Raw genomic sequence first — 26,499 nt, forward strand, 5'->3', positions numbered from 1 at the left:
CCCGGTGTGTGAGTGATCGCTCAGCGCAGCCTTAACAACACTGCTGGTTATTTTTCACAGACCCCTTGATATTTCTCTCAAGGAGTTTGAGTATCTGCGGCTGTAACACATCACCTCGGAGTGGAGGCCGCGATGCCGGGACGATCCGCGGGAGCGGGAACAGGCGGGCTGCTGGACCGCATGGGGATGCCGAAGCCCCTGCTGTTCGGCTATATCGGCGTGCTGCTCTTCATGATCGGCGACGGCGTGGAGAGCGGCTTCATCGCCCCGTACATGGCGGACCACGGCGCCGGTACGGATGTGCGGGCCGGCTATGTGATCACCGTGTACGGGATCGCGGTCATGCTCGCCTCGTGGTTCTCCGGCGCGCTGTGCCAGGTGTGGGGACCGCGCAGGGTGATGTGGGTGGGCCTGGCCATCTGGGCCGTGTTCGACGTGCTGTACCTGGTCGCGGCCCTCGGCGCGGAGAACTACCCGGCGATGCTGATCCTCTACGGCATCCGCGGCTTCGGCTATCCGCTCTTCGCCTTCGGCTTCCTGGTGTGGATCACCGACACGGCGCCGACGGCGCGCCTGGGCACGGCCGTCGGCTGGTTCTACTTCGCCTTCACCGGCGGTCTGCCGACCCTCGGTTCGCTGTGGTCGAGCTGGACGATTCCCGCGTTCGGCGAGATGGGCACGCTGTGGTCGGCGCTCGGTCTGATCCTGGTCGGCGGCGGCTTCGCGCTGCTGGGCGCCCGCAAGCGGGCGGGCGGTGACCGGCTGGCTCCGCCGGAGACCACCACCGGCGAATCGCTGATGAACAGCGTCTCGATCATCTGGACCCATCCGCGGGTGCTGGTGGGCTGCCTGGTGCGGGTCATCAACACCGCGCCGGAGTTCGGCATGCTGGTCTACCTGCCGCGGATCTTCTCCGACGACGTGGGCTTCGGCACCGACAAGTGGCTCCAGCTTCTGGCGATCATCTACGGCACCAACATCTTCTTCAACCTGATCTTCGGTGCGCTCTCGGACCGGATCGGGTGGCGTACGACGATCGCGGGCTTCGGGGCGCTGGGGTGCGCGATCAGCGTGACGGTCCTGTACTTCGTGCCGACGTGGCTCGGCCCGGACTACTACTGGGTCGCCGTGCTGGCGGGGATCCTGTACGGGGCGACGCTGGCGGGCTTCGTGCCGATCTCGGCGCTGATCCCGTCCATGGCGCCGGAGAACAAGGGCGGCTCCATGGCGCTGCTCAACCTCGGCGCGGGCGGCGCGACCTTCGTGGGCCCCGCGATCGCCTCCCTCTTCTTCCCGCTGGTCGGCGCGGGCGGCGTGACCTTGATCTTCATGGGCCTCTACCTCCTCGCCCTGGTCCTGACGATGTTCCTCAAGCTCCCGCACGAGCGGGGCGGCACGGGCTCGGCTTCGGGACCCGAAAAGGACGCCTCGGCGGCTTCGGCTCCGGCGCCCGCCTAGGCGCCGCCTAGACCGGGTGGGGACCCGGCCCCCTCGGGCCCCGCCCTTCCACCCCGGCCCCCAGCCCCGGCTCTCCCCCGACCCGGGCACGGGGGCCGGGGCTTTTCTGCGCCCGAACACCCCTCCCCGCACAGGGAATTCACAGCATCCCGTGCCGCGGCACGGCTGTCTAAGAGAATCTCAGCGGTATCTCACGCGGGTCTCACCGGTTTCATCGGTCTCTCCCATCTTCGGTCCGTAGCTTTCCGGTGTCGCAGCCGAACGGCCGCCCCTCAGGGGCCGGTTGTCCCGTGCGACGCAGGAAAGCGAACCGGACGAAGGGGAATTCCCATGAGCTTCATCAAGGTCACCACCGCAGTCGGCAAGCCCGGCAAGCGCGCGAAGACCGTCGGCCGCCCGGGCTGCGAGAAGGCGCACGGCAGGCCCGGCGTCCCCGCGAAGCGCAAGGGCGGCCACAAGGGCCACCGCCGGGTGATCACCACAGGCCGCTGACCCGGGAGACCCCGGGCAACAGCCCTGACATGCGGCGGGTTCGCGGTGTGCCACTGCGAACCCGCCCGCCCGTCGCCCCACCACCGCCCCCAGGGGAGGGTTTCACGTGGGCGATGGCTGCTCGCCCGCATGAGCCGCCCCCTCCCCGCACGAAAGCAGGCCGCCGTGCACGCGCGTACCGCCTTCCGCCGTTTCTGGCCGCTCACCCGGGGCGACCGGCACCGGCTCGTGCTGGTGTGCCTCTGCGTGGTGCTCGCCGCGCTCGCCGAGACGGCGGCGATTCTGCTGTTCGGAGAACTCACCGACAACGCGCTCAGGAAAGGGTCGCTCAGCGCCTTCTGGGAACCGGCCGGAATGTGGCTGGGGGTCGCCGCGGCGGGCGCCCTCGTCGGCTATCTGGGCAATTCGCTCGCGGCATGGACGGCCGAGCGTTTCGTGATGCGGTTGCGCGCGCGGGTTTTCGCCCATGTGCAGACGCTGCCCCCGCACTTCTTCCAGCGGCACCGGCAGGGCGACCTGGTGGAGCGGCTGACCGGGGACGTCGAGGCCATCGAGGAGATGGCCGTCACCGGGGTGGTGCAGACGGCCTCCGCGCTGTTCCAGACGGTCCTCTTCGCGGCCGCCGCGCTGTGGCTGCGCTGGGACCTGGCGCTGGCCACCTTCCTCCTCGCCCCGCTCTTCCTGCTGGCGGCCAAGCGCTTCTCCGGCCGGGTCGGCGCCGTGGCACGCCGCGAGCGGGCAGCGGACGGCGTGATCACCTCGGTGGTGGAGGAGTCGCTGGGCAACATCGTGCTCACCCAGGCCTACAACCGGCAGCGCGCGGAGGAGCGGCGGCTGCGGCGGGCCTCGCGCGCGTGGATGCGCGCCTCGGTGTCGGCGGCGCGCTGGAACGAGATGTACGAGCAGCTCGTCGAGGTCGTCGAGACCGTGTGCGTGCTGGCGGTGATCGGGCTCGGCGCGTGGGAGATCTCCGCGGGGCGCATGACGCTCGGGGAGCTGCTGTCCTTCGCCGCCTTCATCGGCTACCTCTATCCGCCGGTACGGCAGCTCGGCCAGGTGGGCCTGACCCTCAGCGCGGCGGCGGCGGGCGCGGAGCGGCTGCGGGAACTGCTGGACGCGCGGCCCGCGGTGAGCGATCCCGCAGAAGCGCGGCCGGCGGCGGGAGAACCGGCCACGGAGGAGCCCCGCCCCCTCCGCCGTGCCGAGGGCGTCGTCTCGCTGCACGACGTCCACTTCGGCTACCCCGGCGACGAGGAGGACGACGCGGGGAACAACGCGGGGAACAACGCGGGGAACGACGCGGACAAGGAGAACGGCGGCGCGCGCCGGCCCGCCCTCCGCCGCTCCTCGTCGCAACCCGCCCTCAACGGCGCCTCGCTGACCCTCCGCCCCGGTGAGTTCGTGCTGCTCACAGGGCCCAGCGGCGCGGGCAAGTCCACGCTGGCGCGGCTGCTGCTCCGCTTCTACGACCCCGACGCGGGCTCCGTACGGCTGGACGGCGTCCCCCTGGACGCGCTGCCGCTCGCCTACGTACGGGAGAACGTCACGCTGCTCCCCCAGCAGACGCTGCTCCTGCACGGCACGGTGCGGGAGAACATCGCCTGCGGCCGGGTGGGCGCGACCGAGGAGGAGATCCGGAGCGCCGCGGCGGACGCCGACGCGGACGGCTTCGTCTCCGCGCTCCCCGACGGGTACGAGACGGTGCTCGCCCCGCACACCACCCGGCTCTCCGGCGGGCAGCTCCAGCGGATCGCGATCGCCCGCGCGATGCTCCGCGACTCCCCCGTCCTCGTGCTCGACGAGCCGACCACGGGCCTCGACGCGCGGGCTGCGCGCCGCGTGCTGGAACCGCTGCGGCGGCTGGCGCGGGGCCGCGCCACGCTCGTGATCAGCCACGACACGTCCCTCGCCGCGCACGCGGACCGGGTGCTGGTGCTGGAGGAGGGGCGGCTGACGGAGCGGACGCCGGCGGGCGTGCTGACGGCCTCGCCGGCCCGGCCCCGGGGCCAGACCTCCTGACTTAGCCATCAGTCAGTGGCTCATCGGCTATCTCATCAGTCGTGAAAGCTGTCCGTATTGCCCCGCAATAATGGGTGTTGGGCGCGCAAAATCGGGCGGCCGACACGGCGCACCCCCGCAAGGGGTTGCGCTCATCTCAACACTCGCCTACCGTCACTGACCATGCAGCAAGCCCCCGGTCAACGCGTCGCCGACAGCGGCGGTGATGTGGCCGAGCGCGTGCGGCAGGTGATCGCTGAAGCCGGTTGCAGCCAGCGGGAGTTCGCCCGACGGATCGTCATGGACCCGTCGAAGCTCTCCCGCTCCCTCGGCGGCAGCCGCAGATTCACCGCCGGCGAGCTCGCCAGGATCGCCGACGCGGGCGCCGTGGACGCGGGCTGGCTGCTGGGTACCGGGACTTCCGGCGCAGGGGCATCCCCCGAGCACGCCCCTGCGCCGGCCTCCCCGGACATGGAGGCCCCGAGCCCCTACGGGTCCCCTCCGCAGGCGCGGGCCACGACGGCGGCGCCCGAGGGCGGTCGGCCGCTCCAGATCGTTCGCGAGACGGTGCGGCTGATCGCCGAGCACGGCTACCACGCGGTGCGGGTCTCCGACATCGCGGAGGCCTGCGCGACCAGCACGGCCGCCATCCACTACCACTTCCCCGGCCGCGCCGAACTCCTCGAGGCGGCGGTGCGCTGGTGCATGGACGAGGACACCGTGCGCCGGGACGAGCACATCGCCGAGGCGGGCGACGCCGCGGGGGAACTGCGCCAGCTGATCGAGTTCCAGATCCCGGACACCGAGCAGCAGCGCGTCCAGTGGATGGTCTGGTTCGACCTGTGGGCCGAGGCCGCGCGTTCCACGGCCATCGGCCAACTGCACGCGCACTACTACACCGTGTGGCGCACGACCGTCGCCGACGTGCTGCGCCGCGGCATCGCCCAGGGCGTGTTCCGCGACGTGGACCCGGAGTTCAGCGCACTGCGCCTGACCGCGCTGATCGACGGCCTCGCCGCGCAGGTCATCGCGAGCCCGTGCAACATGCCGAGCGCGGGGACCAGCACCGAGGAGATGCGCACCGCGCTCCTGGCGTACGTGGAGACCGAACTCGCGGCGTGACGCGTAAGCGCCGCCCGCGACGCCGCGCCTCGCCGGTGCCGGTACGCGTGTGTGCGCCGCACCCGTTGTGCGGGCGCCGCCCCGCCCCTATCCCTGAGCCGTAGACCCGTCGACCCGTACGTCGCCCGGCCCGCCCTCCCCCGACTCGCTTGTCACCGACCGCACCGCGGTCCCCGCAGCCGTACCCGTACCCGCCCCGTACCCGTCCCGCATCCGTACGCACGGAGAAGGAGAAATCACCATGCCCATGAACGATTCGGTCATCATCACCGCCGCCCTCACCGGCGCCGGCGACACCACCCGCCGCAGCCCGCACGTCCCGGTCTCGCCGGAGCAGATCGCGCAGTCCGCGGTGGAGGCCGCGAACGCCGGTGCCGCCGTCGTGCACATCCACGTACGCGACCCCGAGACCGGCGCGCCCTCGCGGGACCGGAACCTGTACGCGGAGACCGTCTCGCGCATCAAGGAGACCGGCACCGACGTGGTCATCAACCTGACCGCGGGCATGGGCGGCGACCTGGTGCTCGACCCCGACCAGCCGCTGGAGAAGGGCGCGCTGGAGGGCACCGACCTGGTCGGAGGACTGGACCGGCTGCCGCACGTCGAGGACCTGCTGCCCGACATCTGCACCCTGGACTGCGGCTCGCTGAACTTCGGCGACCAGCTCTACATCTCGACCACCGAGATGCTGCGCAAGGGCGCCAAGCGCATCCAGGAGCTGGGCGTGCGGCCCGAGTTGGAGATCTTCGACACCGGGCAGCTCTGGTTCGCCAAGCAGCTCCAGTCCGAGGGCCTGCTGGACGACCCGGTCGTCGCGCAGCTCTGCTGCGGCATCCCGTGGGGCGCCCCCGCCGACCCGGGCGTGCTCCAGGCGATGGTGAACGCGCTGCCCGCGGGCACCGAGTGGGCGAGCTTCGCGCTGGGCCGCATGCAGATGCCGTGGGTGGCGCAGTCCATCCTGCTCGGCGGCAACGCGCGGGTGGGCCTGGAGGACAACCTGTACCTCAGCAAGGGCGTGAAGGCGACGAACGCGCAGCTCGTGGAGCGCGCCGTGACCATCACCGAGTCGCTGGGCGCGAGCGTGGCCTCGCCGGATGAGGCCCGCCGCCGCATGGGCCTCAAGCCTCGCGCCTGACGGCGCCGCAAGCCGCTTCTCCGGTCCCGTCCGCATAAGACCGCCGACCACTCCTCCTGTGGTCACGCGCCGCTGCGGCGGGCCAAGTTGAATTCACCCCAGAGAGGAACTCCCCTCATGTCCACCCCCACTCCCATATCCCCCCAGGACGTCACCCGGGTCGCCTGCGTCGGCGCCGGCGTCATCGGCGGCGGCTGGGTCGCGCACTTCCTCGCCAAGGGGTACGACGTCAAGGCGTGGGACCCCGCGCCCGACGGCGAGACCAAGCTGCGCCGTCTCGTCGAGGCCGCCTGGCCCGCGCTCACCCAGCTCGGGCTCGCCGAGGGCGCCTCGCAGGACCGGCTCACGGTCGTCTCCACCGTCGAGGAGGCCGTCGCCGACGCGCACTTCGTGCAGGAGAGCGCCCCGGAGAACCTGGAGCTCAAGCAGGACCTGCTGGCCCAGATCGACGCCGCGGCGCCGGCCGGCGTGGTGATCTCCTCCTCCACCTCCGGCTACCCGATGACCGACATGCAGACCAAGGCGGCCGACCCGGGCCGCCTGCTGGTCGGGCACCCCTTCAACCCGCCGTACCTGATCCCCCTCGTGGAGGTCGTCGGCGGCGAGAAGACCGACCAGGACAAGGTCGACTGGGCCTCGGAGTTCTTCGAGGTCGCGGGCAAGTCCGTGATCAAGATGGACAAGGAGCTCCCCGGCTTCATCGCCAACCGGCTCCAGGAGGCCCTGTGGCGGGAGGCCCTGCACATGGTCGCCAACGGTGAGGCTACGGTGAAGGACATCGATGACTCGATCACCGAAGGACCGGGGCTGCGCTGGGCGTTCATGGGCCCCTGCCTGACCTTCGCCCTCGCGGGCGGCGAAGGCGGCATGGGACATATGCTCGACCACTTCGGCCCGTCGCTGAAGTCGCCGTGGACGCGTCTTGAGGCTCCGGAGCTCGACAAGGCGCTGCGTGATGCGATGGTCGACGGCTGTGAGGAAGCCGCCGGCGAGCGCTCGATCGCGGACCTCGTCGCCGAGCGCGACCAGGGCGTCATCGACGTTCTGCGGGCGACCGGCCGACTGCCCCAGTAGTTATAGGGAGGCTCCAAGTGACCGAGCAGACAGCCGAAGAGGAAACCCGGACCGCCGCCGCAACCGCGGGTGAGGCGGAGCCGGTCGGCATCAACGACGGGCCGCTGCCGGAATTCCGGCAGACCGTGCGCCCCGAGTGGATCGACTACAACGGCCACATGAGCGAGGCGTTCTACGTGCTCGTCTTCGGCCACGCCACGGACGCGATGATGATCGAGACCGGTCTCGGTCCGCGCTATCGCGAGCAGAGCAACTGCTCGCTCTTCACCGCCGAGGCGCACGTCCGCTACCTCCAGGAGGTGGAGGAGGGCGCCGAACTCACCGTCGTCACGCGCATTCTCGGCGCCGACGCGAAGAAGGTCCGCTTCGCGCACGAGATGTACGTGGGCGAGGTGGACGGTCAGGAGCCCGTGGCGACGACCGAACTGCTCGGCATCCACGTGGACCAGGGCAAGGGGCGCTCCGCGCCGATGCCCGAAGGGGTGAAGCAGCGCTTCTCCGAGCTGGTCGAGAAGGACCTGCCGGAGTGGGCGGGCCGCTCGATCGGCCGCGTCCCGAAGTAACCCCGGGCAGAGCCCACACACAGCGCCCCGGCCGACACCCCTCCGGCCGGGGCGCTCGTGCTGCGCCGGGCTCCTCACATGTGCTTGATCTTCTCGAACGGGTAGCGGCTGAGGACCACCACGAGGAATCCGTAGGCCGCCAGCGCGGCCAGGGCGCCGAGCGACCAGGAACTCCCGCCGTCGCCACGGAGGATCGCGCCGGCCGACGGCACCAGCGGCGGCACGCTGAGCACGGCCGCGCCGGTGCACCAGAACGCGACCGTCTCGTTGGCCCGCTTCCGCAGCGCGGCGTCCGCGCGCACCCGCTCGGGCACCTCGTACCCGCGATGCCGGTCGCACGCCTGCCCCCGGTACCCGGTGACGGCCGCCAGGAGCGACACCGCACCCAGCACCGAGAAGCAGACGACGGTGAAGTAAGCCATGCTCAGCGATTCTCCAGGGCCTAGCGCACGTACTTGATGATGAAGGCGGCGACCGCCGCGACGGCCTTGTTCTTGACCCAGCCCGGCAGCACCTTCCAGGCCCAGCCGCCGATCTCGCCGCCCAGGCAGCCGATGATGGCGTTCTTGGCGTAGGTGCCCTTGCCGGAGAACTTGCCGTCCGCGACATCGCTGAGCACCGAGGTCGGAATGCTGGCCACGGCGCCCCTGGCGCACCAGGCCGCCGCGGCGATGGCCACCGCGGCGATGGGCAGGGCGCGCGGCGCCGGCGCGTCGTCCGGCGCGGAGCTGAGCGCGGCGGCCAGCTCCGCTTCCGCCTCGGGGCCGAGCTCGGACTTGATGAACGCGATCTGCTCGTCCGTCACGTCCGGGGTCTCGCCGCTCGCGGCGGCAGCGGCCTGGGCGGCGCGGTTCTCGCTGGTCGCGGCGGCTGCGTGCGCGGAGGTGGCGGTGGCGAACACACTCGCCGCCGTGAGGCCCGCGACGGTCAGGGCGGTACGGCGCAGCGCGGTGCGCGACAATATGGAGGTCGACACGTTGGTTCCCATTCTGTGGTTCCGTGCGTTGTCGTTCGTGCTGCCGGTCGGGGCTGTACGGGTCGAAACGAACGGCCCTGACCGGCGGCTTTGAAGTTCTACCGGCATTTCTTTACCCGGGTAAAGCCCGGGAGTTCGGTTCCGTGCGCGTTGCCCGCTTTGCCGGGATGGGTTGGTTCCGAGGGAGGAGAAGCCGCGCGACCCGATCTCCTCCCGGCGAAGGACAACCCCGCACTGCGCTGGTGCGTCATGTCCGCCCCCGGTGTACGGGGCACTGGCAGGGCGGGTACGTGCCGGGGTTCTCGAAGCCGGAGAACGGGCGTTCGCCGGAGGCGACGACCGTACGGATCGGCGTGCGGCGACCGTCGGCGGCGAGGCGGTAGACGCGCAGCGTCATCCGCGCCCCCTCCCCCTTCACGCGCGCTCCCTGATCCACCGCGCGAGGTGGAACACCGTCTCGGCGTTCGCGCCGCCCAGCTCCACGTACGCGCGGCCCATGACGGGGAAACCGCCCGTGAGGGACGGCAGCTTGCATTCGGCCAGCGCGAGGGCCGCGGCCAGTTCCTCGGCGGCCCGTCGACCGAGCGCCAACGCGCTTTCTGGCGCGGGAGTTTGTGGGGTCACTTCCGGATTCATGGGTACGAAGATTCCGGTACGGCCGTAGGCTGAAAAGTATCGGTGCCCCTACAGCGAGTCACTGTGGCCGGTGCCGCGCCAACTGTGGCAACGAGGGGTGGCCAACACCGTGACCGAACTCGAACTCCCAGAGCCTTCGTCTTTCGTGAAGGGCTTCGGCAAGCAGATGAAGAGGCTCCGCGAGGGCCGTTCCATGTCGCGAGGGAAGTTGGGTGAGCTGGTCGGTTTCGCCGAGTCGACGATCGGGGCGTTCGAGAGGGGTGAGCGGATCGCCGATGCGGCGACGGCGTGCGCGATCGACCGCGCGCTGGACGCGGGCGGAGTGCTCGCGTGTGTGGGCGACGAGCTGGAGCGCCAGCGGTACCCGAAGCGGTTCGGCCAGTTCTTCCAGTTGGAAGCGCAGGCGCTCAGCTTGAACTCGTACGCAACGCAGACCGTTCACGGCCTGTTGCAGACGGAGGCATACGCACGCGCGGTTCTGAGGGTCAGCATCCCGTACCGGGACGAGGACGAGGTCGAACGGCTCGTCTCCGAGCGACTGGCCCGGCAGGCGCTGCTCAGCCGCCGCCCAATCCCCTACCTTTGTTTCGTCGTCGACGAGGCAGTGCTGCGGCGCCGTACGGGCGGCCACGGGGTTGCCCGTGGCCAGCTCCAACACCTGCTGGACGTCGGCCAGTTGCACAACGTCCAAGTACTGGTGTTTCCCCTGGACTGCGAGGACCCTGTGTGCGCTCCGGGATCGGTAACGCTGCTGGAGCTTCCGGACAAAAGGATGCTGGGCTATGCCGAGGTCCAGGAAGAGAGCATTCTTGTCTCCGACAAGGATGAGGCCAGCGCGTGGATGCATCGCTTTGGGCTGGTTCTGGCACGGGCTCTGCCACCCGCGCACTCAGCGAGCCTCATCAAGCGCTTGATGGAGGAAATTTGAGCGGCGAGTTGGCGTGGTTCAAGTCGAGCTACAGCGGCACGGGCGGCGGCGAATGCCTCGAAGTCGCCCTGGACTGGCGGAAGTCCAGCCACAGCGGGCCGGGCGGCGGCGAATGCCTCGAAGTCGCCCTGGACTGGCGGAAGTCCAGCCACAGCAGCGGCGAGGGCGGAGCCTGCGTCGAGGTCGCCAACTGCCGCCCGCACACCGTCCACGTACGGGACTCGAAGAACCCCGGCGGCGCGACGCTCACGTTCTCGGCCGCCGCCTGGGCCTCCTTCTTGGCGCGGTGAGCGCAGCCGGGCGGAACGGGCGGCCCACTCGTGAGGAGCTGGGCCGCTCCCTGCTGGAGATGCAGGCCATGACCCCCGATTGGCTCGGCGCCTTCGAAGACGTACCGCGTGCCGCGTTCCTGCCCGAGGTGATGTGGCCCTTCGACGTGGCCACCGGCCGCACGGTCACCGTCGACAAACAACAAGACCCCGACTCCTGGCAGGGGTACGCCGACAGCGACGTCCCCATCGTCACGCAGTGGGACGACGGGACGCACGAGGGGCCCTGGCCCGGAAGGGTCTCGACGAGTTCGGCCAGCATGCCGAACGTCGTGTTCTCCATGCTCCGGGACCTGGACGTACGGCCAGGGCAGAAGGTGCTGGAGATCGGCACGGGTACGGGCTACAACGCCGCTCTGCTCGCCCACCGGGTCGGCGCACGCAACGTCACGACCATGGAGGTCGACGCCGCCGTGGCGACGACCGCGCGCACCGCGCTGGAACGGACAGGGCTGCCGGCCCACGTCGTCGCAGGCGACGGATACGCGGGCCACCCGGACGGCGCACCGTACGACCGGATCGTCGCGACCTGCGGACTCCGGCAGATCCCGTACGCATGGGTGGAGCAGACACGGCCCGGCGGGCTGATCGTGACTCCCTGGGGGACGCACTACACCCACCGGGACGCGGTGGCGCGGCTCACCGTCGGCGAGGACGGCACGGCGTCGGGACGCATCATCCGCCCTGTGCAGTTCATGAAGCTGCGCACTCAGCGTCTGCCGTTCGCCGGACACGCTTCCTACGTGCCCGAGAACGTGACGGGGAACGGGGAGGAGTCCGTGACGAGGCTCGACGAGTCCGCGTTCGCGGTGGACACGCTCGCCCCCGCGCCGTTCGCCATCGGCCTGCGGGTGCCCGACTGCTGGCACACCGTGGCGGACAAACGCGACGGGATGCGGCCGGTGTGGTTCTACGGACTGAGCGACGCCTCTTGGGCCGTGGCGATCTTCCGGGACGGGCGGCCGGAGTCGAAGGTCTACCAGTCGGGGCCGCGTCGCCTGTGGGACGAGGTCGAAGCCGCGTACGGCTGGTGGCAGGAGCATGGGCGGCCGGACTACGAGCGGTTCGGTCTCACCGTGACTCCCGAAGAACAGTTCGCGTGGCTCGACACCGAGACCAACAGAGTCACCGCCTCGCGTGGGCCCGCGCCCTCCGCACCGGGGTCGTCAGCCGCGTCGACACCCTCGTACCCGGCATCGAACGCCCCGGGCTGAACCGAACCCGCCTGCACCGCAGCGTGGTTCACGACGCGGAGCGCCCGGCCGGCGCCTTCGGGCTGCGCACCGTGGCCGCGAACGCGCGCTCCTGGTCACGGAATGGGCCGAGGCCACCGGGCCCAGCGGCGGCACGTACGCCACGTACACGCTGCACCGCTCGTACGTCGACTCCCCCTCTGACGTGCCGTAATCCACCTCACACCGGTTGACGTGCCGCGTACGGGCCGCGGAAAATGGCTCGCATGATCTCCTACACCTCTACCGCCCCCGCCGCGCTGCTCGGCGTGCCGTGGCGGCGCGGGTGTGAGCGGTCGGGCCTCTAGCTGTGGCATCCGTGCCCCAGCCGGACGTACCGACAACCGACCGCAAGGATCGTTCACATGACTGTCATCGCCCAGGACACCCCTGCCCAGAAGTCCTCCGAGGCGCCTGAAACGCCCGTTCTCCGCGAGGCCCACGTGCCCGAGGGCGGCATGTACGAGGGCCGCCGCATCCTCAACCGCGTGCCCGAGGGCTGGGAGGACCGGCCGTACGAGCACATCACCGTCGTACCGCAGGGCCGGATCATCGGCGCGGAGATCCGCGACGTCGACCTGAGCAGGCCGCTCTCCCCGGCCGTCTTCGAAGAGATCGACCGCGCCTTCCAGGAGTGGAAGGTGCTCTTCTTCCGGGGCGCGCACCTCACGCCCGAGCAGCAGGCCGCGTTCGCCAAGAACTGGGGCCCGCTGGAGACCAACCCGCTGCTCGCGCGCGGTTCCTCGGACGAGGTGGCGCGCTTCGACAAGGGGAGCAGCGCGGTGCCGACGTTCGAGAACGTGTGGCACGTGGACGTCACCTTCCGCGAGGAGCCGGCGATGGGCGCCGTACTCCAGCTCCGCGAGGTGCCGCCGGTGGGCGGCGACACCATGTGGGCGGACATGGCGGCCGCGTACGACAACCTGCCGGACGAGGTGAAGGCGAAGATCGACGGGGCGACCGCGATCCACGACTTCATCCCCGGTTTCCGGCGCTTCTACGGTGACGAGAAGCTGATCCCGCTCCAGGAGGAGTTTCCGCCGGTCGAGCACCCCGTGGTGCGGACGCATCCGCAGACGGGGCGGAAGCTGCTGTTCGTGAACACGTCCTTCACGACGCGGATCGTGGGGATGTCGCGGGAGGAGAGCGACCAGCTCCTCTCCTACTTGGTGCGGCAGGCGCACGTGCCGGAGTTCCAGGTGCGCTTCACCTGGCAGGCGGGCGACATCGCCTTCTGGGACAACCGCGCGACCCAGCACTACGCGGTCGACGACTACTTCCCGCACCGGCGGGTGGCGGAGCGCGTCGCGATCGCGGGCGACCGGCCGTTCTGAGGCGCGCTTAGCGCCTGACGCTGCGCTGGCGGCTTACGCCGCCCCCCGAGGAGCGTGGGCTGCGCCCCGCGTTCTCCCCCACCTAGGTGTGGGCACTCGGACCGCCCCGAGGGGCGGTACGGGTGGGCACACCTAGTGGGGGGGGGGAGGGGCGGGCGTTACCCCTCGTACAGCGCGACTATCCGGGCCGCGTAGCGCTCAGCCACCGCTGCGCGGCGCAGCTTCAGCGTGGGGGTGAGTTCGCCCGACTCGACCGTGAAGTCGTCGTCCAGCACGGCGAATGCACGGATGCGGGACGGGCGGGCCACCTTCGCGTTCGCCTCGTCCACCGCCTGCTGGACGCGGGCTCGGGCCGTCGACGGGGACAAGTCGGCCGTCGTGTCGGGGTCCAGGGTGATCAGGGCCACCGGGTACGGGCGGTTGTCGCCGATCATCACGGCGCGGGAGACGTAGCGGGAGGACTGGATCGCGAGCTCGACCTCCGACGGGGAGAGGTTCTTGCCCGCGGAGGTGATGATCAGCTCCTTCTTGCGGCCCGTGATGCGGAGGTAGCCGTCCTCGTCCAGGGACCCCAGATCGCCGGTGTGGAGCCAGCCGTCGGGGGAGAGGGCGGCGGCCGTGGCGGACGGATTCCGGTGGTAGCCGGGGAACACCGCGGGCCCCCGCGCCAGCACCTCGCCGTCGTCCGCGATCCGCACCTCGGCCCCGGGTATCGGCCGCCCCACCGTCCCGTACCGCACCGCCCCCGCGTGGTTGAGCGTGATCACCCCGCCGGACTCGGTCATCCCGTACCCCTCGTACACCTCGATCCCGCAGGCCCGGAGGAAGTCGAGGGTGCGCGGAGCGATCGGCGCCGCGCCCGTCAGTGCCCACTTCAGCCGGCCGCCGAAGACCCCGCGCACGAGCCCGTACAACGCGCCCTCGGCCGCCTCGTACCGCTCCCGCAGCTCCCCCTCCGGCTCCTCCCCTCGCGCCCGCAGGTCCGCGACCCGCACTCCGACGTCTATCGCCGCCTCGAAGCGCTCCTTGCCGTCGGGCCCGCGCGACTCGGCGACCTGCTCCACCATCGCGTGGACCTTCTCGAAGAGGCGGGGGACGGAGGGAAGGTGAGTGGGTCTCACTTCCGCGAGCTCGGCTACGACGTTCTCGATGCGGCCGCCGAAATAGGCGAGTTCGCTGCCCGCGAGGAGCGCGCGCCACTCGATGAGCTGGGCGAGGAGGTGCGCGAGCGGGAGGTAGAGGTACGTGAGCGTGCCAGGGCCGCCCTCCAGCAGGGGTTCGGTCGCGTCGTGCAGGGCGGTGATGTTGCCGTGCGTGAGGACGCAGCCCTTGGGGAGGCCCGTGGTGCCGGAGGTGTAGACGATGGAGCAGGGGTCGGTGGGGCCGACGGCCTCGGCGCGCGCCGACAGGGCCTCCAGGGACGCCGGCTGGGACACCGCGTACATGTCCGGCATCCGCACCACGTGCCGCAGCTCAGGGAGCCCGCCCGCGGCGCGCAGGCTCTCGACGCGCGCCGCCTGCGCGTCGTTCTCACAGATCACGACTGTGGCGCCGGAGTCGCCCAGCACCCAGGCGACCTCCTCCTCCCCCGCGGTCGGATACACCGGCACCACCACCGCGCCCACCGCGAACGCGGCGAGATGCGCGTGCGTCCACTCCGGCCGCGTCTCGGCCAGGATCGCGACGCGGTCGCCGTGCCGTACGGAGAGGTGCGCGCCCATCAGGCCGCGGGCCACTTCGCGTACGGAGTCCCGCAGTTGCTCGAAGGTGGCTGCCGTCCAGGTGCCGTCGGGGGTCTTGTGGCGCAGAGCCGGCAGCGCGCCGTGCCGGTCCGCCGCGTACTCGGCCATCAGCGCGAGGGTGCGGGGGCGGGTGGGGTGCTCCGTGTGCTGCTCCGTGTGCTCCGTGTGCTCCGTGTGCTCCGTGTGCGCGGGCATCGGCGCCTCCTGGTGACCTGGCCTGTGTAGCGCGGACCGTAGGACGACGCTAGGCAGCGCGTCTCCTCACCGGGATGACAGGAAACGTCACCACCGCTGACCTCTGCGCTCAACGCGGTTACCTTCGGATACGTGGTCGCACACGGGGACATCCGGGACTCGGGACACCGGGACCTCCATCGCCGGTCGGTCAGCGTGCAGCGGGTGCGGGCCGCGCTGTGCGGCGCGGAACGTCTGGGGCTCGACCTCGTACCGCTCCTCCAGCGCGCGGGGATTCCGCCGCTGCTGCTCGGCGACGAGCGGGCGCGGGTGGAGCCCGAGCGCTTCGCGCGGCTGCTGCGGGAGGTGTACGTCGCGACCGAGGACGAATTCCTGGGCCTCGGGCCGGCGCCCAGCAGACCCGGCACCTTCGCGATGATGTGCTACGCCTCGATCGGCTGCGCCGACCTGGGCAGCGCGCTGCACCGGGCGATCCGCTTCTACGGGCTGTTCCCGCGCGGGCCCGAGCTGGCGCTGGACACCGAGGACGGGGTGTTCCGGTACGCGGTGCGCAGCGAACTCGCCGAGGACCGGGACCACTTCCTCGCCGAGTGCCTGATCGTGCTGTGGCACCGGCTGTCGGCGTGGCTGGTGGGGCGGGCGGTGCCGCTGCTGTGGGCGGAGTTCGCGTACCCGGCGCCGGCTCAGCCGCACCGGTCGGAGTACGAGGCGATGCTCGGGTGCGTGCCGCGATTCGGCGCTGAGGTGACGCGGGCGGCGATCGACGCGCGCTGGCTGCGGCAGCCGGTGGTGCAGGACGAGGGGTCGCTGCGGGTGCTTCTGCGCCGGTCGCCGACCGATCTGCTGGCGCGGAGGACGTGGGACGCGTCGGTGGGGGAACAGGTGGCGCGCACCTTGCGCTCCGGCCTGCGCGAACGTGGCCGCGTCCCCGAACTCGCCGTGGTCGCGGCCCAATTGGCGGTGAGCCCCGCGACGCTGCGCCGCCGCCTGGGCGCCGAGGGCCTGTCCTTCCAGTCCCTGAAGGACGCGGTACGGCGGGACGCGGCGCTCTCCTATTTGGCCACAGGCCAGGAGCCCATCGCCTCGCTGGCGCATCGCCTGGGCTTCTCGGAGGACACGGCCTTCCACCGAGCGTTCCGCCGCTGGACGGGGACGACGCCGGGGGCGTTCCGCCAAGGCGGCGCTTGAGCCGCACCGAATGTGAGCTGTTCGGTCATTAACGGATATGGGCGGTCCTCCCTACGGTCATGAATGTCCCAGCACCACCGACCGTTGGGAGCCCAGATGCACCGGCGCAGAATCCGCCTCCTCGCCGCCGCCGCGACCTGCGGCCTTATTCCGCTCGTGCCCGCCACCAGCGAAGCCGCGCAGCCCCGCCCCGGCGACATCACCCGCACGGAGCCCTCCGCCTTCCGCCTCGCGCCCCACCTCCCCACCCCCACCTCCGCCTGGAAGGTCCACTACCGGTCCACCGACGCGCGGGGGCGGCCCGACACCGTGTCCGGCACCGTCGTCGTGCCCAAGGACGGGCGCGCGGGGCCCCGGCCCCTCGTCTCGTACGCCGTCGGGACCGTCGGCATGGGGGATCAGTGCGCGCCCTCCGCCACGCTGCCCCAGGGCAGGACCGCCGAAGCGGCGCTGGTCAACGGCGCGCTGCTGCGCGGCTGGGCCGTGGCGCTCACCGACTACGAGGGGCTGGGGACCCCGGGCGACCACACGTACACCGTCGGCCGCGCCGAGGGCACCGCCGTACTCGACGCGGCCCGCGCGGCCCAACGCCTGCCGCAAGCACGGGAGATGGGCGTCGGCGAGGAATCGCCCGTCGGGATCATGGGCTATTCGCAGGGCGGCCAGGCCAGCGCCTGGGCGGCCGAGCTGCACCGTACGTACGCGCCCGAGCTCAAGGTGAAGGGGACCGCCTCCGGCGGCGTGCCCGCCGACCTGGAGAAGACGGCGCTCTACAACAACGGCCCGGGCGACCCGGACTCCGGCCTCGTGCTGATGTCGGCGATCGGGCACGACGCGGCGTTCCCCAGGCTGCGCCTGAACCGGTATCTGAACGACGAGGGGCGGCGCCTCGCCGCGTTCATGCGCAAGGGGTGCGTGGAGGAGAACACCCGGGCCGGCGCCGGCAAGCGCATCGAGGACGTGACCACGCGCAACCCGCTGGACCAGCCGGACTGGCAGGCCGCGCTCCGCGCCGACAGGCTCGGCCGCACCGCACCGGACGCGCCGGTACGCCTGTACCACGGCGGCGCCGACGAGATCATCCCGTACGAGGTGGGGCGCCGGCTCCGCGCGGACTGGTGCGCGCGCGGCGTGGCCGTCGACTGGCAGACGTACCCGGGACAGAAGCACGTCGGCGCGGCCGTCCTCGGCTCGAACCCCGCCATGAACTGGCTCGCCGGCCGCTTCGCCGACCGACCGGCCCCCGACAACTGCGGCCGGTCAGCCGGTACGGCACAGCGCGGCCAGTGAATGTGAGCGCTCCGGTCAGCGCCTGACGTACCCGCGGCTCACTACTTTCTCCCGGCAACCCACGCACAACCGCGCACCGCACCGCACCGCACACGCCGACGCCGGGAGAGCCGCATGCACATCCGTACGTCCCGTGCCCGCAGCGCACGCCTCGCCGCGGCGGCCGTCGCGCTCGCCGTGCCGGCCGCCGCACTCTCCGGGAGCACCGCCGAAGCAGAGGGGAACGGCCAAAGACCGGGTGACGTGCTGTCCGCGCAGGCCCAGCGCTTCCTGCCCAACCCGGTGACACCCTCCGACTCCCGTTCCTGGAAGGTGCACTACCGGTCCACCGACGCGCAGGGCCGCCCCAACACCGTGTCCGGCACCGTGATCGTCCCGAAGGATGGAAAGAAGGGGCCGCGCCCCCTCGTCACGTACGCCGTCGGCACCGTCGGGCTCGCCGACAAGTGCGCGCCCTCGAACGGGTTCCCCAAGGGCACCACCAAGGAGGGCTCGCTCATCCAGCAGGCGATCGCCCGCGGCTGGGCCGTCGCGGTCACCGACTACGAGGGGCTGGGCACGCCCGGCACGCACACCTACACGGTCGGCCGCTCCGAGGGCACCGCGATGCTGGACGCGGCCCGCGCGGCCCAACGCCTGCCGGGGGCGCAGGAGATGGGGGTCGGCGCAGACTCCCCGGTCGGGATCATGGGGTACTCGCAGGGCGGCCAGGCCAGCGGCTGGGCCGCCGAGCTGCACCGTACGTACGCGCCCGAGCTGGACGTGAAGGGCACGGCGACCGGTGGCGTGCCCGCCGACCTCAACAAGGTCGCCGACTTCAACGACGGCAACATGGGCTCGGGGCTCCTCGCCATGGCGGCGGTCGGCCAGGACGCCGCCTTCCCCGAGCTCAGGCTGGACCACTACCTCAACGCGCGCGGCAGGCTCCAGAAGAAGATCGCCGAGACGCAGTGCATCGAACTGGGCGCGGCGACATGGCCGTTCGGCAAGATCGACGACATCACGACCACGAACCCGCTGCACCGTCCCGATTGGCAGAAGCGACTGCGCGAATCCACCCTCGGGACGACCGCGCCGGACGCGCCCGTGCTGCTCTACCACGGCACGGCCGACACCCTCATCCCGTACGAGGTCGGCACCCGCCTGCGCGACGAGTGGCGGGACAGGGGCGCCGACGTCGACTTCCGTTCGCTGCCGCTGGAGCATGTGTCGGGGGCGGTCGCCGGGTCGCCGATGGCGATGAGCTGGCTGGCCAAGCAGTTCAAGCAGTAGGGAGCGAGAACGTGGACCCCGGATTCACGCCTGGGGGAAGGTGAAGGAGTAGCCCTGCTCGCGCAGTGAGGGCAGGAGCCGCTGGAGCGCCGCGTACGTCTCCGCGCGATCGCCTCCCCCGTCGTGGGTCAGGATGATCCGCGCGCCGTTGCCCACCTCGCGCTGGACGGTGTTCACGATCGCGTCGACGCCGGGGAGCCGCCAGTCGTCGGAGTCCGCCGTCCAGCCGAGGGGGCGCATGCCGTTCTTCGCCGCGTACGCGCGGCTGTCGGGGGTGAACGCGCCGCCGGGCGCCCGGTAGTAGCGCAGCGGCGCGCCCCCGGAGGCCTTGTCGATCATGCGCTTGGCATCGCGTATCTCCTGCTCCTGGTACGCGACGGACTTGCCGTCCATGGCGGTGTCGTGACTCACCGAGTGATTGCACAGCCGGTGCCCGTCGGCGACGATGCGCCGCACCAGCTTCGGGTTCTTCTCCGCGTTCGGGCCGATGAGGCAGAAGGTGGCCTTGATGCGGTAACGGTCCAGCAGGTCCAGCATCTTGGGGGTCCACACCGGGTGCGGCCCGTCGTCCAGCGTGAGCGCGACGGCCTTGCCGCTCTTCCCCGCAGTGCCCGTCCCCGCGGCGCCCGTCCCCGCGGCGCCCTTCCCCGCCGCACCCGTCTCCGTCTCGTGGGATATGGACCGCGCGGTCGGCTTGGGCGGGGGAGGCGTGGCGGGCCGCGCCTTCTGCTGGGGCTTCGGCGCCTCGGCCACCGAGCCCGCGTGGCCCTCCCCCTGCACGGCCAGCCCCAGCACGAGCCCGAGCAGCGCCGTACCGACACCGGCGACCGCCGCGACGCCGTTGGGCCGCCGCTTCCCCTTCACGAACACGCATGCCCCCATATACCTGAACAGTCCGATTAGACCCGCATGCGAGGACGGGTCACCTATTCAGAGGGTTGAGGGCATCCAGAAGTTCCTGAGCGGAAACGGGCGAGAGATAAGCCACACCGCGAGTGGCCCGTGGAGCGCCTTTGCGCTGGTGGGGCCCGGTGCTCACGGACGTTTGCCGTAGCCCTCGTACAACCTGTCTATCTCCGCCGCGAAATCGCGGAGTATCGCGGCCCGGCGCAGTTTCAGCGACGGGGTCACATGGCCGCGTTCCTCGGTGAAATCGTGCGGGAGCACGGCGAAGCGGCGGATGGATTCCGCCCTGGAGACCATGGAGTTGGCCTCGTCCACGGCCTGCTGGAGGTTGCGGCGCAGATCGTAGTCGTCGGCGAGTTCGCGGAAGGTGAGCTGCTCCTTGCGGTGCATCCGCTTCCAGTGCCGCAGCCCCTCAGGTTCCAGGGTCAGCAGCGCGGCGACGTACGGCCGGTCGTCCCCCACCACCAGGCACTGGCTCACCAGCGGATGCGCGCGCAGCCAGTCCTCCAGCGGCGCGGGGTAGACGTTCTTGCCGCCGGACGTGATGATCAGGTCCTTCTTGCGCCCGGTGATGGTCAGATAGCCGTCGTCGTCGAGCTCGCCGATGTCCCCGGTGGCGAACCAGCCCTCGCCGTCCAGCTCGGGCACCACGCTGCCGGACCGCGCGTCCCAGTAACCGGCGAACACATGGCCCCCCTTGAGCAGCACCTCACCGTCCTCCGCGACCCGCACCGCCGTGCCCGGCATCGGCCAGCCCACCGTGCCCAGCCTCGGCCGCTGCGGCGGTGTCGAGGTGGAGGCCGCCGTGGTCTCGGTGAGCCCGTAGCCCTCGTACACCGAGATCCCCGCGCCCTCGTAGAAGGCGGCCAGCCGGCGCCCCAGCGGCGAGCCGCCGCAGATCACATAGCGGCAGCGGCCGCCCAGCGCGGTCCTGATGCGCCGGTAGAGCAGCACGTCGTAGAGCCCGCGCACCGCGCGCAGCCCGGAGCCAGGGCCCTTGCCGCGGCCGTGCTCCAGCTCCTCGACGGCCGCGCCGTAGCGGCGGGCGATGCGCGCGCCGCGGTCGAAGGAGGAGCCGCGGCCCATCGTCTCTGCCGTGGCCCGCGCGGTGTTGTAGATCTTCTCCAGCACGTACGGGATGCCCAGCAGGAAGGTCGGCCGGAAGCTCGCGAGGTCCCCGAGCAGGTCCTCGGTCTCGGTGCTCGGCGCGTGCCCGGCGCGCACCCGCGCGCGCATGCAGCCGATCGCCGCCATCCGGCCGAAGACGTGCGAGAGCGGAAGGTAGAGGAGGGTGGCGGGCGGCTCGCCGCCGGCCAGCTCCTTGAAGACCGGGTAGAGCAGCTCGATCGCGTTGTCCACCTCGGCGAAGAAGTTCCCGTGCGTGAGCGCGCAGCCCTTGGGCGAACCCGTGGTCCCCGAGGTGTAGATGAGCGTGGCCACGTGTTCCGGCCGCAGCGCCGCGCGCCGCTCGGCCACCGCCTCGGCCGGCACGTCCCGCCCCGCGTCCATGATCTGCCGCACCGCGCCGGTGCTGATCTGCCAGAGCAGTTCGAGCCCGGGGAGGTTGCCGCGCTCGGCGCTGATCAGGCGCGCCTGTTCCACGTCCTCGACCGCGCAGGCCCGCACCGCCGCGTCCTGGAGGATCATCCGCGCCTGGGAGGCCGAGGAGGTCGGGTAGACCGGCACCGTGACGAGACCCGCCGCCCACCCCGCGAAGTCCAGCAGGGTCCACTCGTACGAGGTCCTGGCCATGATCGCGAGCCGGTCGCCGGGGCGCAGGCCGTGCGCGATCAGGCCGCGGGCCAGCGCCTGGACCTCGTACGCGAACTCGGCCGCCGTCATGTCCCGCCAGCCGCCGCCCGGTTCGGGGCGGGAGAGCACCGCCGCGTCCGGTGCCTCCTCGGCGTTGGTGAACGGGATGTCGGCGAGCGAACCGCGCGTGACGGGCGGCGCCAGCGGCGGCACGTACGCCTCCCGCACCGCCCCGTCGATCACCACGGTCTCGGGCGGCGCGAGCGGCCCGCCCGAGGTCACGGCGCCGGGGCCGGTGCTGTTCGCGCCGGACTCGGTACCTTCGCTGCTCACTTTCTGGGACGACACGAGCGGCTCCTCTCCATGACGCACCTTCAACGCGGCGGCGTGCGGCCGGTGCCCGCACCGGTGCGGTGCGGACGCCGTCGTCCCCGGTGAGCGGCCAGGCCGCGGCGGCCTAGGCCCGCTCCAGGATGGCGGTCACCCCCTGCCCGCCCGCCGCACAGATCGAGATCAGTCCGCGCGCCCCAGGGCCCGCGCCGGGCCGCTCCGCCAGCAGCTTGGCCAGCGTCGCGACGATGCGGGCCCCGGTGGCCGCGAAGGGGTGCCCGGTGGCGAGCGAGGAGCCGGCGACGTTGAGCCGGTCCCTGTCCACGGGGCCGAGTCCCTGCTTCTCCCAGGCGGCCAGGGTCGCCAGCACCTGGGAGGCGAACGCCTCGTGGATCTCCACGAGTTCGAAGTCGGCGAGGCTCTCCAGACCCGCGCGCTCCAGCATCCGCGGCACGGCGTACGCGGGCGCCATCAGCATCCCTTCGCCGCCGTCCACGAAGTCCACACCGCGGGTCTCGAACGCGGTCAGATACGCCAGCGGCCGCAGACCGCGCCGCTCGGCCCACTCCTCGCCGGCCAGCAGCACGGTGGCAGCGCCGTCCGTCAGCGGGGTGGAGTTGCCGGCGGTCATGGTGGCCGCGTCCCGGCCCTCGCCCGCGTCACTCTCCGCGTCCCCGACGCCGAAGACCGGCTTCAGCTCCCCCAGCTTCTGCACCGACGTGCCGGGCCGCAGATTCTGGTCCCTGGCCAGACCGTTGAAGGGCAGCACCAGGTCGTGGAGGAAGCCGCTGTCGTACGCGGTCGCCAGGTTGCGGTGGCTGGCCGCGGCGAGTTCGTCCTGCTCGCGCCGGGTGATCCCGTACGCGGCCGCCGTACGCGCCGCGTGCTCCCCCATCGAGAGCCCGGTGCGCGGCTCCGCGTTGCGCGGCACCTCGGGCAGCAGGTCGCGGGGGCGTACCCGCGCGAACTCCCGCGCCCGCTCCCCGAGTCCGCTCGCCCGCCGCACGGCCAGCAGGATGCGGCGCAGCCGGTCGTTCACGCCGAGCGGCACGTCGCTCGCGGTGTCGGCGCCGCCCGCGATGCCGGAGTCGAGCTGCCCGAGCGCGATCTTGTTGGCGACCGAGATGACCGCCTGCAACCCCGTGCCGCAGGCCATCTGCAGGTCGTACGCGGGTGTACGGGGATCGAGCCCCGAACCCAGAACGGTCTCCCGCGCCAGGTTGAAGTCCCGGCTGTGCTTGAGCACGGCGCCGGCCGCGAACTCGCCCACCGCGCCCGGCTCCTGGAGCCCGAAGCGCTCCACGAGCCCGTCGAGCGCGGCGGTGAGCATCTGCTGATTCGAGCAGGTCGCATACGGGCCGTCCGAGCGCGCGAAGGGGATGCGGCAGCCGCCGATCACCGCGACGCGGCGCGGGAGGGCGCCGGAACCTGTGAGGTCGGGACCCTCGGCGCCGTCTTGCTCGGCACCGTCGCCCGTGAGGCCGTCCGCAGAGCGGGAACTCATACTCGACCAAACTCCTGACCTGTAAGTAACCTTACTCTGAAGTAAATTTACGCGCACACGAGGAGCTGGGGAACATGGGCGACCGTTACCTTCACCTGACCAACACCGGCCCCGGCCGCTTCCTTTCCCGACGCCTCGGCCTCCCCCAGCCGGCCCCGCTGCACCGCTGGTCGGCGGAGCGGTCCGTGCTGGAGGGCGGCCCGCTGCTGCACCTCACCGCCGCACACCCCTCGGCGTGCGGAGACGGCGAACTGGCGGCGGTGCTCGACGGCGTGGGCATCCCGGTGGTGCGCGAGGACGACCGGGAGACCCGGTACGCCGCCGTGGCGGTCGACGCTACGGGGATCAGCACGGTTTCGGAACTGCATGGCGTGTACGCGGTCCTGCACCCGGTCATGCGGCGGCTCGCGGACAACGGCCGCGTGGTGCTGCTCGGTTCGGCCCCCGACCCCGATGACCACCGGCAGGCCGCCGCGCAGCAGGCGTTGGAGGGCTTCGTGCGCTCGCTGGGCAAGGAGGCGGGCAAGGGGCGCACGGCCCAGCTCCTGCGCCTGGCACCGGGCGCGACGGCTCGGGACGCGGAGTCCACGCTGCGGTTCCTGCTCTCGCCGCGGTCGGCGTATGTGAGCGGGCAGGTGATCGGGATCGGCGGCGCGGGTACGGCGGGCGGCTCCGCGGGCTCTGGGAGCTCCTCGGGCTCCGGGCGCGCCGACCTCGACTGGGAGCGGCCGCTTTCCGGTCGTACGGCGCTGGTGACCGGTGCCGCGCGGGGCATCGGCGAGCAGGTCGCCGCCACCCTGGCCAGGGACGGCGCGCGGGTGCTGTGCCTCGATGTGCCGCAGGCCGAGGAGGACTTGGCGCGGGTCGCCGAGCGGCTGGGCGGCGACGCGCTGCCGCTGGACATCACCGCGGACGACGCGGCCGAGCGCATCGCGGCGGCGCTGCCCTCCGAGGGCCTGGACGTCCTGGTGCACAACGCGGGCATCACCCGCGACCGAAAGCTGGCCAACATGGGCGCCGACCGCTGGGACGCGGTGCTCGAAGTGAACCTGGACAGCGTGCTGCGCACGACCGACCACCTGCTGAAGGCGGGGGCGCTGCGGGAGGGCACCGGCCGCGTGATCGGCACCGCCTCCATCGCGGGGATCGCCGGGAACGTCGGGCAGACCAACTACGCCGCCAGCAAGGCGGGGATCATCGGCATGGTGCGCTCGCTGGCCCCGCGCGCGGCCGAGCAGCACGGCGTGACGGTGAACGCCGTGGCCCCCGGCTTCATCGAGACGAAGATGACCGCTGCCGTGCCGTTCTTCATCCGCGAGGCCGGCCGCCGGATGAACTCCCTCTCCCAGGGCGGCCTTCCGGTGGACGTCGCGGAGACGACGGCCTGGTTCGCCTCGCCCGCGTCCGGCGCGGTGAACGGGCAGGTGGTGCGCGTGTGCGGGCAGAGCCTGCTGGGCGCGTGAGCGTGGTTTCCGACCGAGGAGAACTTTCATGACCAGTCCGGCCAGTCAGCCCCGTACGCCGGTCCAGCGCTACGGCGTACCCCCGAATCTGCCCCTCCTGCTCGCCTCCGGCGCGGCCACTTCACTCACCAAGCGCGGCCCGTACGAGGAGGCGCGGCTGCCCGATACGCGCTACGTGCTGGAGGCCGCCCGCGCCGAGCCCGGCAAGCTGCGCGCCTACACCGAGGTGTGCGGCTTCACGGCGTCCTCGGCGCTGCCCCCCACCTACCCGCACATCCTCGGATTCCCGCTGGCCATGCGGCTGATGGCGGACCGCGCCTTCCCCTTCCCGCTGCTGGGCCTGGTGCACACGGCGATCGAGCTCACCCAGCACAGGCCGCTGCACGCCTCGGAGCGCCCCGGCATCTCCGTACACGCGGAGGATCTGCGGCCGCACCGGAAGGGGACGCAGTTCGCCGTGGTGACCGAGGCGCGGCTGGAGGGGGAGGTGGTGTGGGGGTCGCGCAGCACGTATCTGTGCAGGCACCGGCGCTCGGACTCCGGCGGCCCGGCGGAGAAGTCCGGGCACACGGAGGGCGGCCCCCTCCCCGCTCGTGCCACCTGGCGGCTCCCCTCCTCCCTCGGCCGCCGCTACGCCTCGGCGTCCGGCGACCGGAACCCCATCCACCTGCACCCGCTCACCGCGAAGGCGTTCGGCTTCCCGCGGCACATCGCGCACGGCATGTGGACCTTCGCGCGCTGCCTCGCCGAGGCGGACAGGGAGGAGGGCGGACTGCCGGGCGGCTTCACCGCGTACGCGGAGTTCAAGGCGCCGGTGCTGCTGCCGGGGACGGTGACGTACGGGGCGTCCTCGGAGACGGGGGCGTTCGAGCTGCGCGGCGGCTCGGGCTCGGGCTCGGGCTCGGGCTCGGGCTCGGGCGATTCTGAGGGCCGCCTGCATCTCACCGGGAGGCTGGCCGCCACCTCGCGCCCTTGAGGAGGTTCTCCAGCCCGGCCCAGCAGAAGTTCATCAGCGTCGCCGCGGTCTCCTTCGCCGAGGGTGCGTCGGGCTCGCCCGCGCGGGCGTTGGCCCACCCCGCGAGGGATTCCGCGGCTCCGACCAGCGCGTGCGCGAGCCCGGACACCTCGCGCCCGGCCAATTCCCCATCACAGCCCGCGTCCTGGGCCGCCTGGCCGAGCAGCACCCGCACCAGTTCGGTGATCTCGGCGCGCATCGCGGCCACCTCGTCGGCGAAGGGCTGCCCCTGGTTGCCGGCGCGGTGCAGGACCTGCCACGCGTCGGGGTGCGCCGCGGTGTGCGCGAAGAACGCGCAGAGCCCGTCCCACAGTTGCTGGTCGGCGCTGCGGGCGCCGCCCTTGGTGCCTTCCCTTACCGCCTCGACCAGCGCGGCACCCTCACGCCGAATACAGGCGCTGAACAGCTCTTCCTTGGACTTCAGATACAGATACACCAGCGGCTTGGACACCCCCGCCGCCTCGGCGATGTCGTCCATCGAGGCGGCCTGGTACCCGTGCCGCGCGAACCCCGCGACCGCGGCGTCCAGCATCTGCCGCTCCCGCACCTCCCGCGGCATCCGCTT

Annotated in this window: 25 protein-coding genes; 16 read left to right on the forward strand and 9 right to left on the reverse strand. The window is 71.9% G+C overall.

Features of this window, described 5'->3' with window-relative positions; translation table 11 throughout:
* Window positions 1-132 precede the first annotated feature (132 nt).
* The 7 genes from ABEE00_RS26260 to ABEE00_RS26290 all read left to right on the forward strand — a co-directional run bounded on the left by ABEE00_RS26260 (window position 133) and on the right by ABEE00_RS26290 (window position 7,842).
* Complete coding sequence (locus tag ABEE00_RS26260; protein WP_345748133.1) at window positions 133-1,458, forward strand: MFS transporter; 1,326 nt, start codon at window positions 133-135, stop codon at window positions 1,456-1,458.
* A gap of 330 nt (window positions 1,459-1,788) precedes the next feature.
* On the forward strand, window positions 1,789-1,950 hold the full coding sequence (locus tag ABEE00_RS26265) for a hypothetical protein (protein WP_345748134.1): 162 nt from the start codon (window positions 1,789-1,791) through the stop codon (window positions 1,948-1,950).
* A gap of 129 nt (window positions 1,951-2,079) precedes the next feature.
* On the forward strand, window positions 2,080-3,969 hold the full coding sequence (locus tag ABEE00_RS26270; protein ID WP_345748135.1) for an ABC transporter ATP-binding protein: 1,890 nt from the start codon (window positions 2,080-2,082) through the stop codon (window positions 3,967-3,969).
* Window positions 3,970-4,131: 162 nt separating this feature from the next.
* A complete protein-coding gene (locus ABEE00_RS26275; protein ID WP_345748136.1) occupies window positions 4,132-5,070 on the forward strand; it encodes a TetR/AcrR family transcriptional regulator in 939 nt (312 codons plus the stop codon).
* Between the two features lie 241 nt (window positions 5,071-5,311).
* Entirely contained in the window at window positions 5,312-6,205 is an 894-nt protein-coding gene (locus tag ABEE00_RS26280; RefSeq protein WP_345748137.1) for a beta-keto acid cleavage family enzyme, read from the forward strand.
* A gap of 117 nt (window positions 6,206-6,322) precedes the next feature.
* Window positions 6,323-7,279 carry a 3-hydroxyacyl-CoA dehydrogenase NAD-binding domain-containing protein gene (locus ABEE00_RS26285; RefSeq protein ID WP_345748138.1) on the forward strand — a complete coding sequence of 319 codons (957 nt, stop codon included), beginning with the start codon at window positions 6,323-6,325 and terminating at the stop codon, window positions 7,277-7,279.
* Between the two features lie 89 nt (window positions 7,280-7,368).
* Window positions 7,369-7,842, forward strand: coding sequence for a thioesterase family protein (locus ABEE00_RS26290; protein ID WP_345748185.1), 474 nt, complete (start codon window positions 7,369-7,371; stop codon window positions 7,840-7,842).
* A 74-nt stretch (window positions 7,843-7,916) separates the two neighbouring features.
* Here ABEE00_RS26290 and ABEE00_RS26295 read toward each other — a convergent pair whose 3' ends face one another.
* The 4 genes from ABEE00_RS26295 to ABEE00_RS26310 form a co-directional block, all read right to left on the reverse strand.
* Window positions 7,917-8,264: a hypothetical protein gene (locus ABEE00_RS26295; RefSeq protein WP_345748139.1), complete on the reverse strand. Its 348-nt coding sequence runs from the start codon at window positions 8,262-8,264 to the stop codon at window positions 7,917-7,919.
* Window positions 8,265-8,284: 20 nt separating this feature from the next.
* Window positions 8,285-8,830 carry a hypothetical protein gene (locus ABEE00_RS26300; protein WP_345748140.1) on the reverse strand — a complete coding sequence of 182 codons (546 nt, stop codon included), beginning with the start codon at window positions 8,828-8,830 and terminating at the stop codon, window positions 8,285-8,287.
* A 235-nt stretch (window positions 8,831-9,065) separates the two neighbouring features.
* On the reverse strand, window positions 9,066-9,236 hold the full coding sequence (locus ABEE00_RS26305) for a hypothetical protein (protein ID WP_345748141.1): 171 nt from the start codon (window positions 9,234-9,236) through the stop codon (window positions 9,066-9,068).
* On the reverse strand, window positions 9,233-9,409 hold the full coding sequence (locus tag ABEE00_RS26310; RefSeq protein WP_345748142.1) for a hypothetical protein: 177 nt from the start codon (window positions 9,407-9,409) through the stop codon (window positions 9,233-9,235). The genes ABEE00_RS26305 and ABEE00_RS26310 overlap by 4 nt, the downstream gene beginning before the upstream one ends.
* A gap of 154 nt (window positions 9,410-9,563) precedes the next feature.
* On the opposite strand from ABEE00_RS26310, the gene ABEE00_RS26315 reads away from it, so the two are divergent.
* The 4 genes from ABEE00_RS26315 (at window position 9,564) to ABEE00_RS26330 (ending at window position 13,277) form a co-directional block, all read left to right on the forward strand.
* Complete coding sequence (locus ABEE00_RS26315; protein WP_345748143.1) at window positions 9,564-10,382, forward strand: helix-turn-helix domain-containing protein; 819 nt, start codon at window positions 9,564-9,566, stop codon at window positions 10,380-10,382.
* Complete coding sequence (locus ABEE00_RS26320; protein ID WP_345748144.1) at window positions 10,379-10,672, forward strand: DUF397 domain-containing protein; 294 nt, start codon at window positions 10,379-10,381, stop codon at window positions 10,670-10,672. Before ABEE00_RS26315 ends, ABEE00_RS26320 begins: the two co-directional genes overlap by 4 nt.
* Window positions 10,669-11,925, forward strand: coding sequence for a methyltransferase domain-containing protein (locus ABEE00_RS26325; RefSeq protein WP_451918667.1), 1,257 nt, complete (start codon window positions 10,669-10,671; stop codon window positions 11,923-11,925). Before ABEE00_RS26320 ends, ABEE00_RS26325 begins: the two co-directional genes overlap by 4 nt.
* Before the next feature lie 383 nt (window positions 11,926-12,308).
* Window positions 12,309-13,277: a TauD/TfdA dioxygenase family protein gene (locus ABEE00_RS26330; RefSeq protein ID WP_345748145.1), complete on the forward strand. Its 969-nt coding sequence runs from the start codon at window positions 12,309-12,311 to the stop codon at window positions 13,275-13,277.
* 158 nt (window positions 13,278-13,435) lie between these two features.
* Here ABEE00_RS26330 and ABEE00_RS26335 read toward each other — a convergent pair whose 3' ends face one another.
* Window positions 13,436-15,214 (reverse strand): AMP-dependent synthetase/ligase, encoded by a 1,779-nt coding sequence (locus ABEE00_RS26335; RefSeq protein ID WP_345748146.1) that lies wholly within the window; start codon window positions 15,212-15,214, stop codon window positions 13,436-13,438.
* Window positions 15,215-15,346: 132 nt separating this feature from the next.
* Between ABEE00_RS26335 and ABEE00_RS26340 the strand changes: the two genes are divergently transcribed.
* From ABEE00_RS26340 to ABEE00_RS26350, 3 genes are all read left to right on the forward strand, one after another.
* Window positions 15,347-16,402: an AraC family transcriptional regulator gene (locus ABEE00_RS26340; protein WP_345748147.1), complete on the forward strand. Its 1,056-nt coding sequence runs from the start codon at window positions 15,347-15,349 to the stop codon at window positions 16,400-16,402.
* A 96-nt stretch (window positions 16,403-16,498) separates the two neighbouring features.
* The gene (locus tag ABEE00_RS26345) at window positions 16,499-17,692 is read left to right on the forward strand and encodes a lipase family protein (protein WP_345748148.1); all 1,194 of its coding nucleotides are present in this window, start codon (window positions 16,499-16,501) and stop codon (window positions 17,690-17,692) included.
* Window positions 17,693-17,806: 114 nt separating this feature from the next.
* The gene (locus tag ABEE00_RS26350) at window positions 17,807-18,964 is read left to right on the forward strand and encodes a lipase family protein (RefSeq protein WP_345748149.1); all 1,158 of its coding nucleotides are present in this window, start codon (window positions 17,807-17,809) and stop codon (window positions 18,962-18,964) included.
* 24 nt (window positions 18,965-18,988) lie between these two features.
* Here ABEE00_RS26350 and ABEE00_RS26355 read toward each other — a convergent pair whose 3' ends face one another.
* From ABEE00_RS26355 to ABEE00_RS26365, 3 genes are all read right to left on the reverse strand, one after another.
* Window positions 18,989-19,834: a polysaccharide deacetylase family protein gene (locus ABEE00_RS26355; RefSeq protein WP_451918668.1), complete on the reverse strand. Its 846-nt coding sequence runs from the start codon at window positions 19,832-19,834 to the stop codon at window positions 18,989-18,991.
* A gap of 165 nt (window positions 19,835-19,999) precedes the next feature.
* Window positions 20,000-21,904: an AMP-dependent synthetase/ligase gene (locus ABEE00_RS26360; RefSeq protein ID WP_345748188.1), complete on the reverse strand. Its 1,905-nt coding sequence runs from the start codon at window positions 21,902-21,904 to the stop codon at window positions 20,000-20,002.
* Window positions 21,905-22,079: 175 nt separating this feature from the next.
* Window positions 22,080-23,456, reverse strand: a complete 1,377-nt coding sequence (locus tag ABEE00_RS26365; RefSeq protein ID WP_345748150.1) for an acetyl-CoA C-acetyltransferase — start codon at window positions 23,454-23,456, stop codon at window positions 22,080-22,082.
* A 74-nt stretch (window positions 23,457-23,530) separates the two neighbouring features.
* Here ABEE00_RS26365 and ABEE00_RS26370 point away from each other — a divergent pair, with 74 nt between their 5' ends.
* Both ABEE00_RS26370 and ABEE00_RS26375 read left to right on the forward strand, forming a co-directional pair.
* Entirely contained in the window at window positions 23,531-24,919 is a 1,389-nt protein-coding gene (locus tag ABEE00_RS26370) for a 3-oxoacyl-ACP reductase (protein WP_345748151.1), read from the forward strand.
* A gap of 28 nt (window positions 24,920-24,947) precedes the next feature.
* Window positions 24,948-25,895, forward strand: coding sequence for a MaoC/PaaZ C-terminal domain-containing protein (locus tag ABEE00_RS26375; protein WP_345748152.1), 948 nt, complete (start codon window positions 24,948-24,950; stop codon window positions 25,893-25,895).
* Here ABEE00_RS26375 and ABEE00_RS26380 read toward each other — a convergent pair.
* Window positions 25,861-26,493 (reverse strand): TetR/AcrR family transcriptional regulator, encoded by a 633-nt coding sequence (locus ABEE00_RS26380; RefSeq protein ID WP_345748189.1) that lies wholly within the window; start codon window positions 26,491-26,493, stop codon window positions 25,861-25,863. The genes ABEE00_RS26375 and ABEE00_RS26380 overlap by 35 nt on opposite strands.
* Window positions 26,494-26,499 lie beyond the last annotated feature (6 nt).

It is taken from the genome of Streptomyces odontomachicola (assembly GCF_039605595.1).
In the GTDB taxonomy this organism is placed as follows: domain Bacteria; phylum Actinomycetota; class Actinomycetes; order Streptomycetales; family Streptomycetaceae; genus Streptomyces.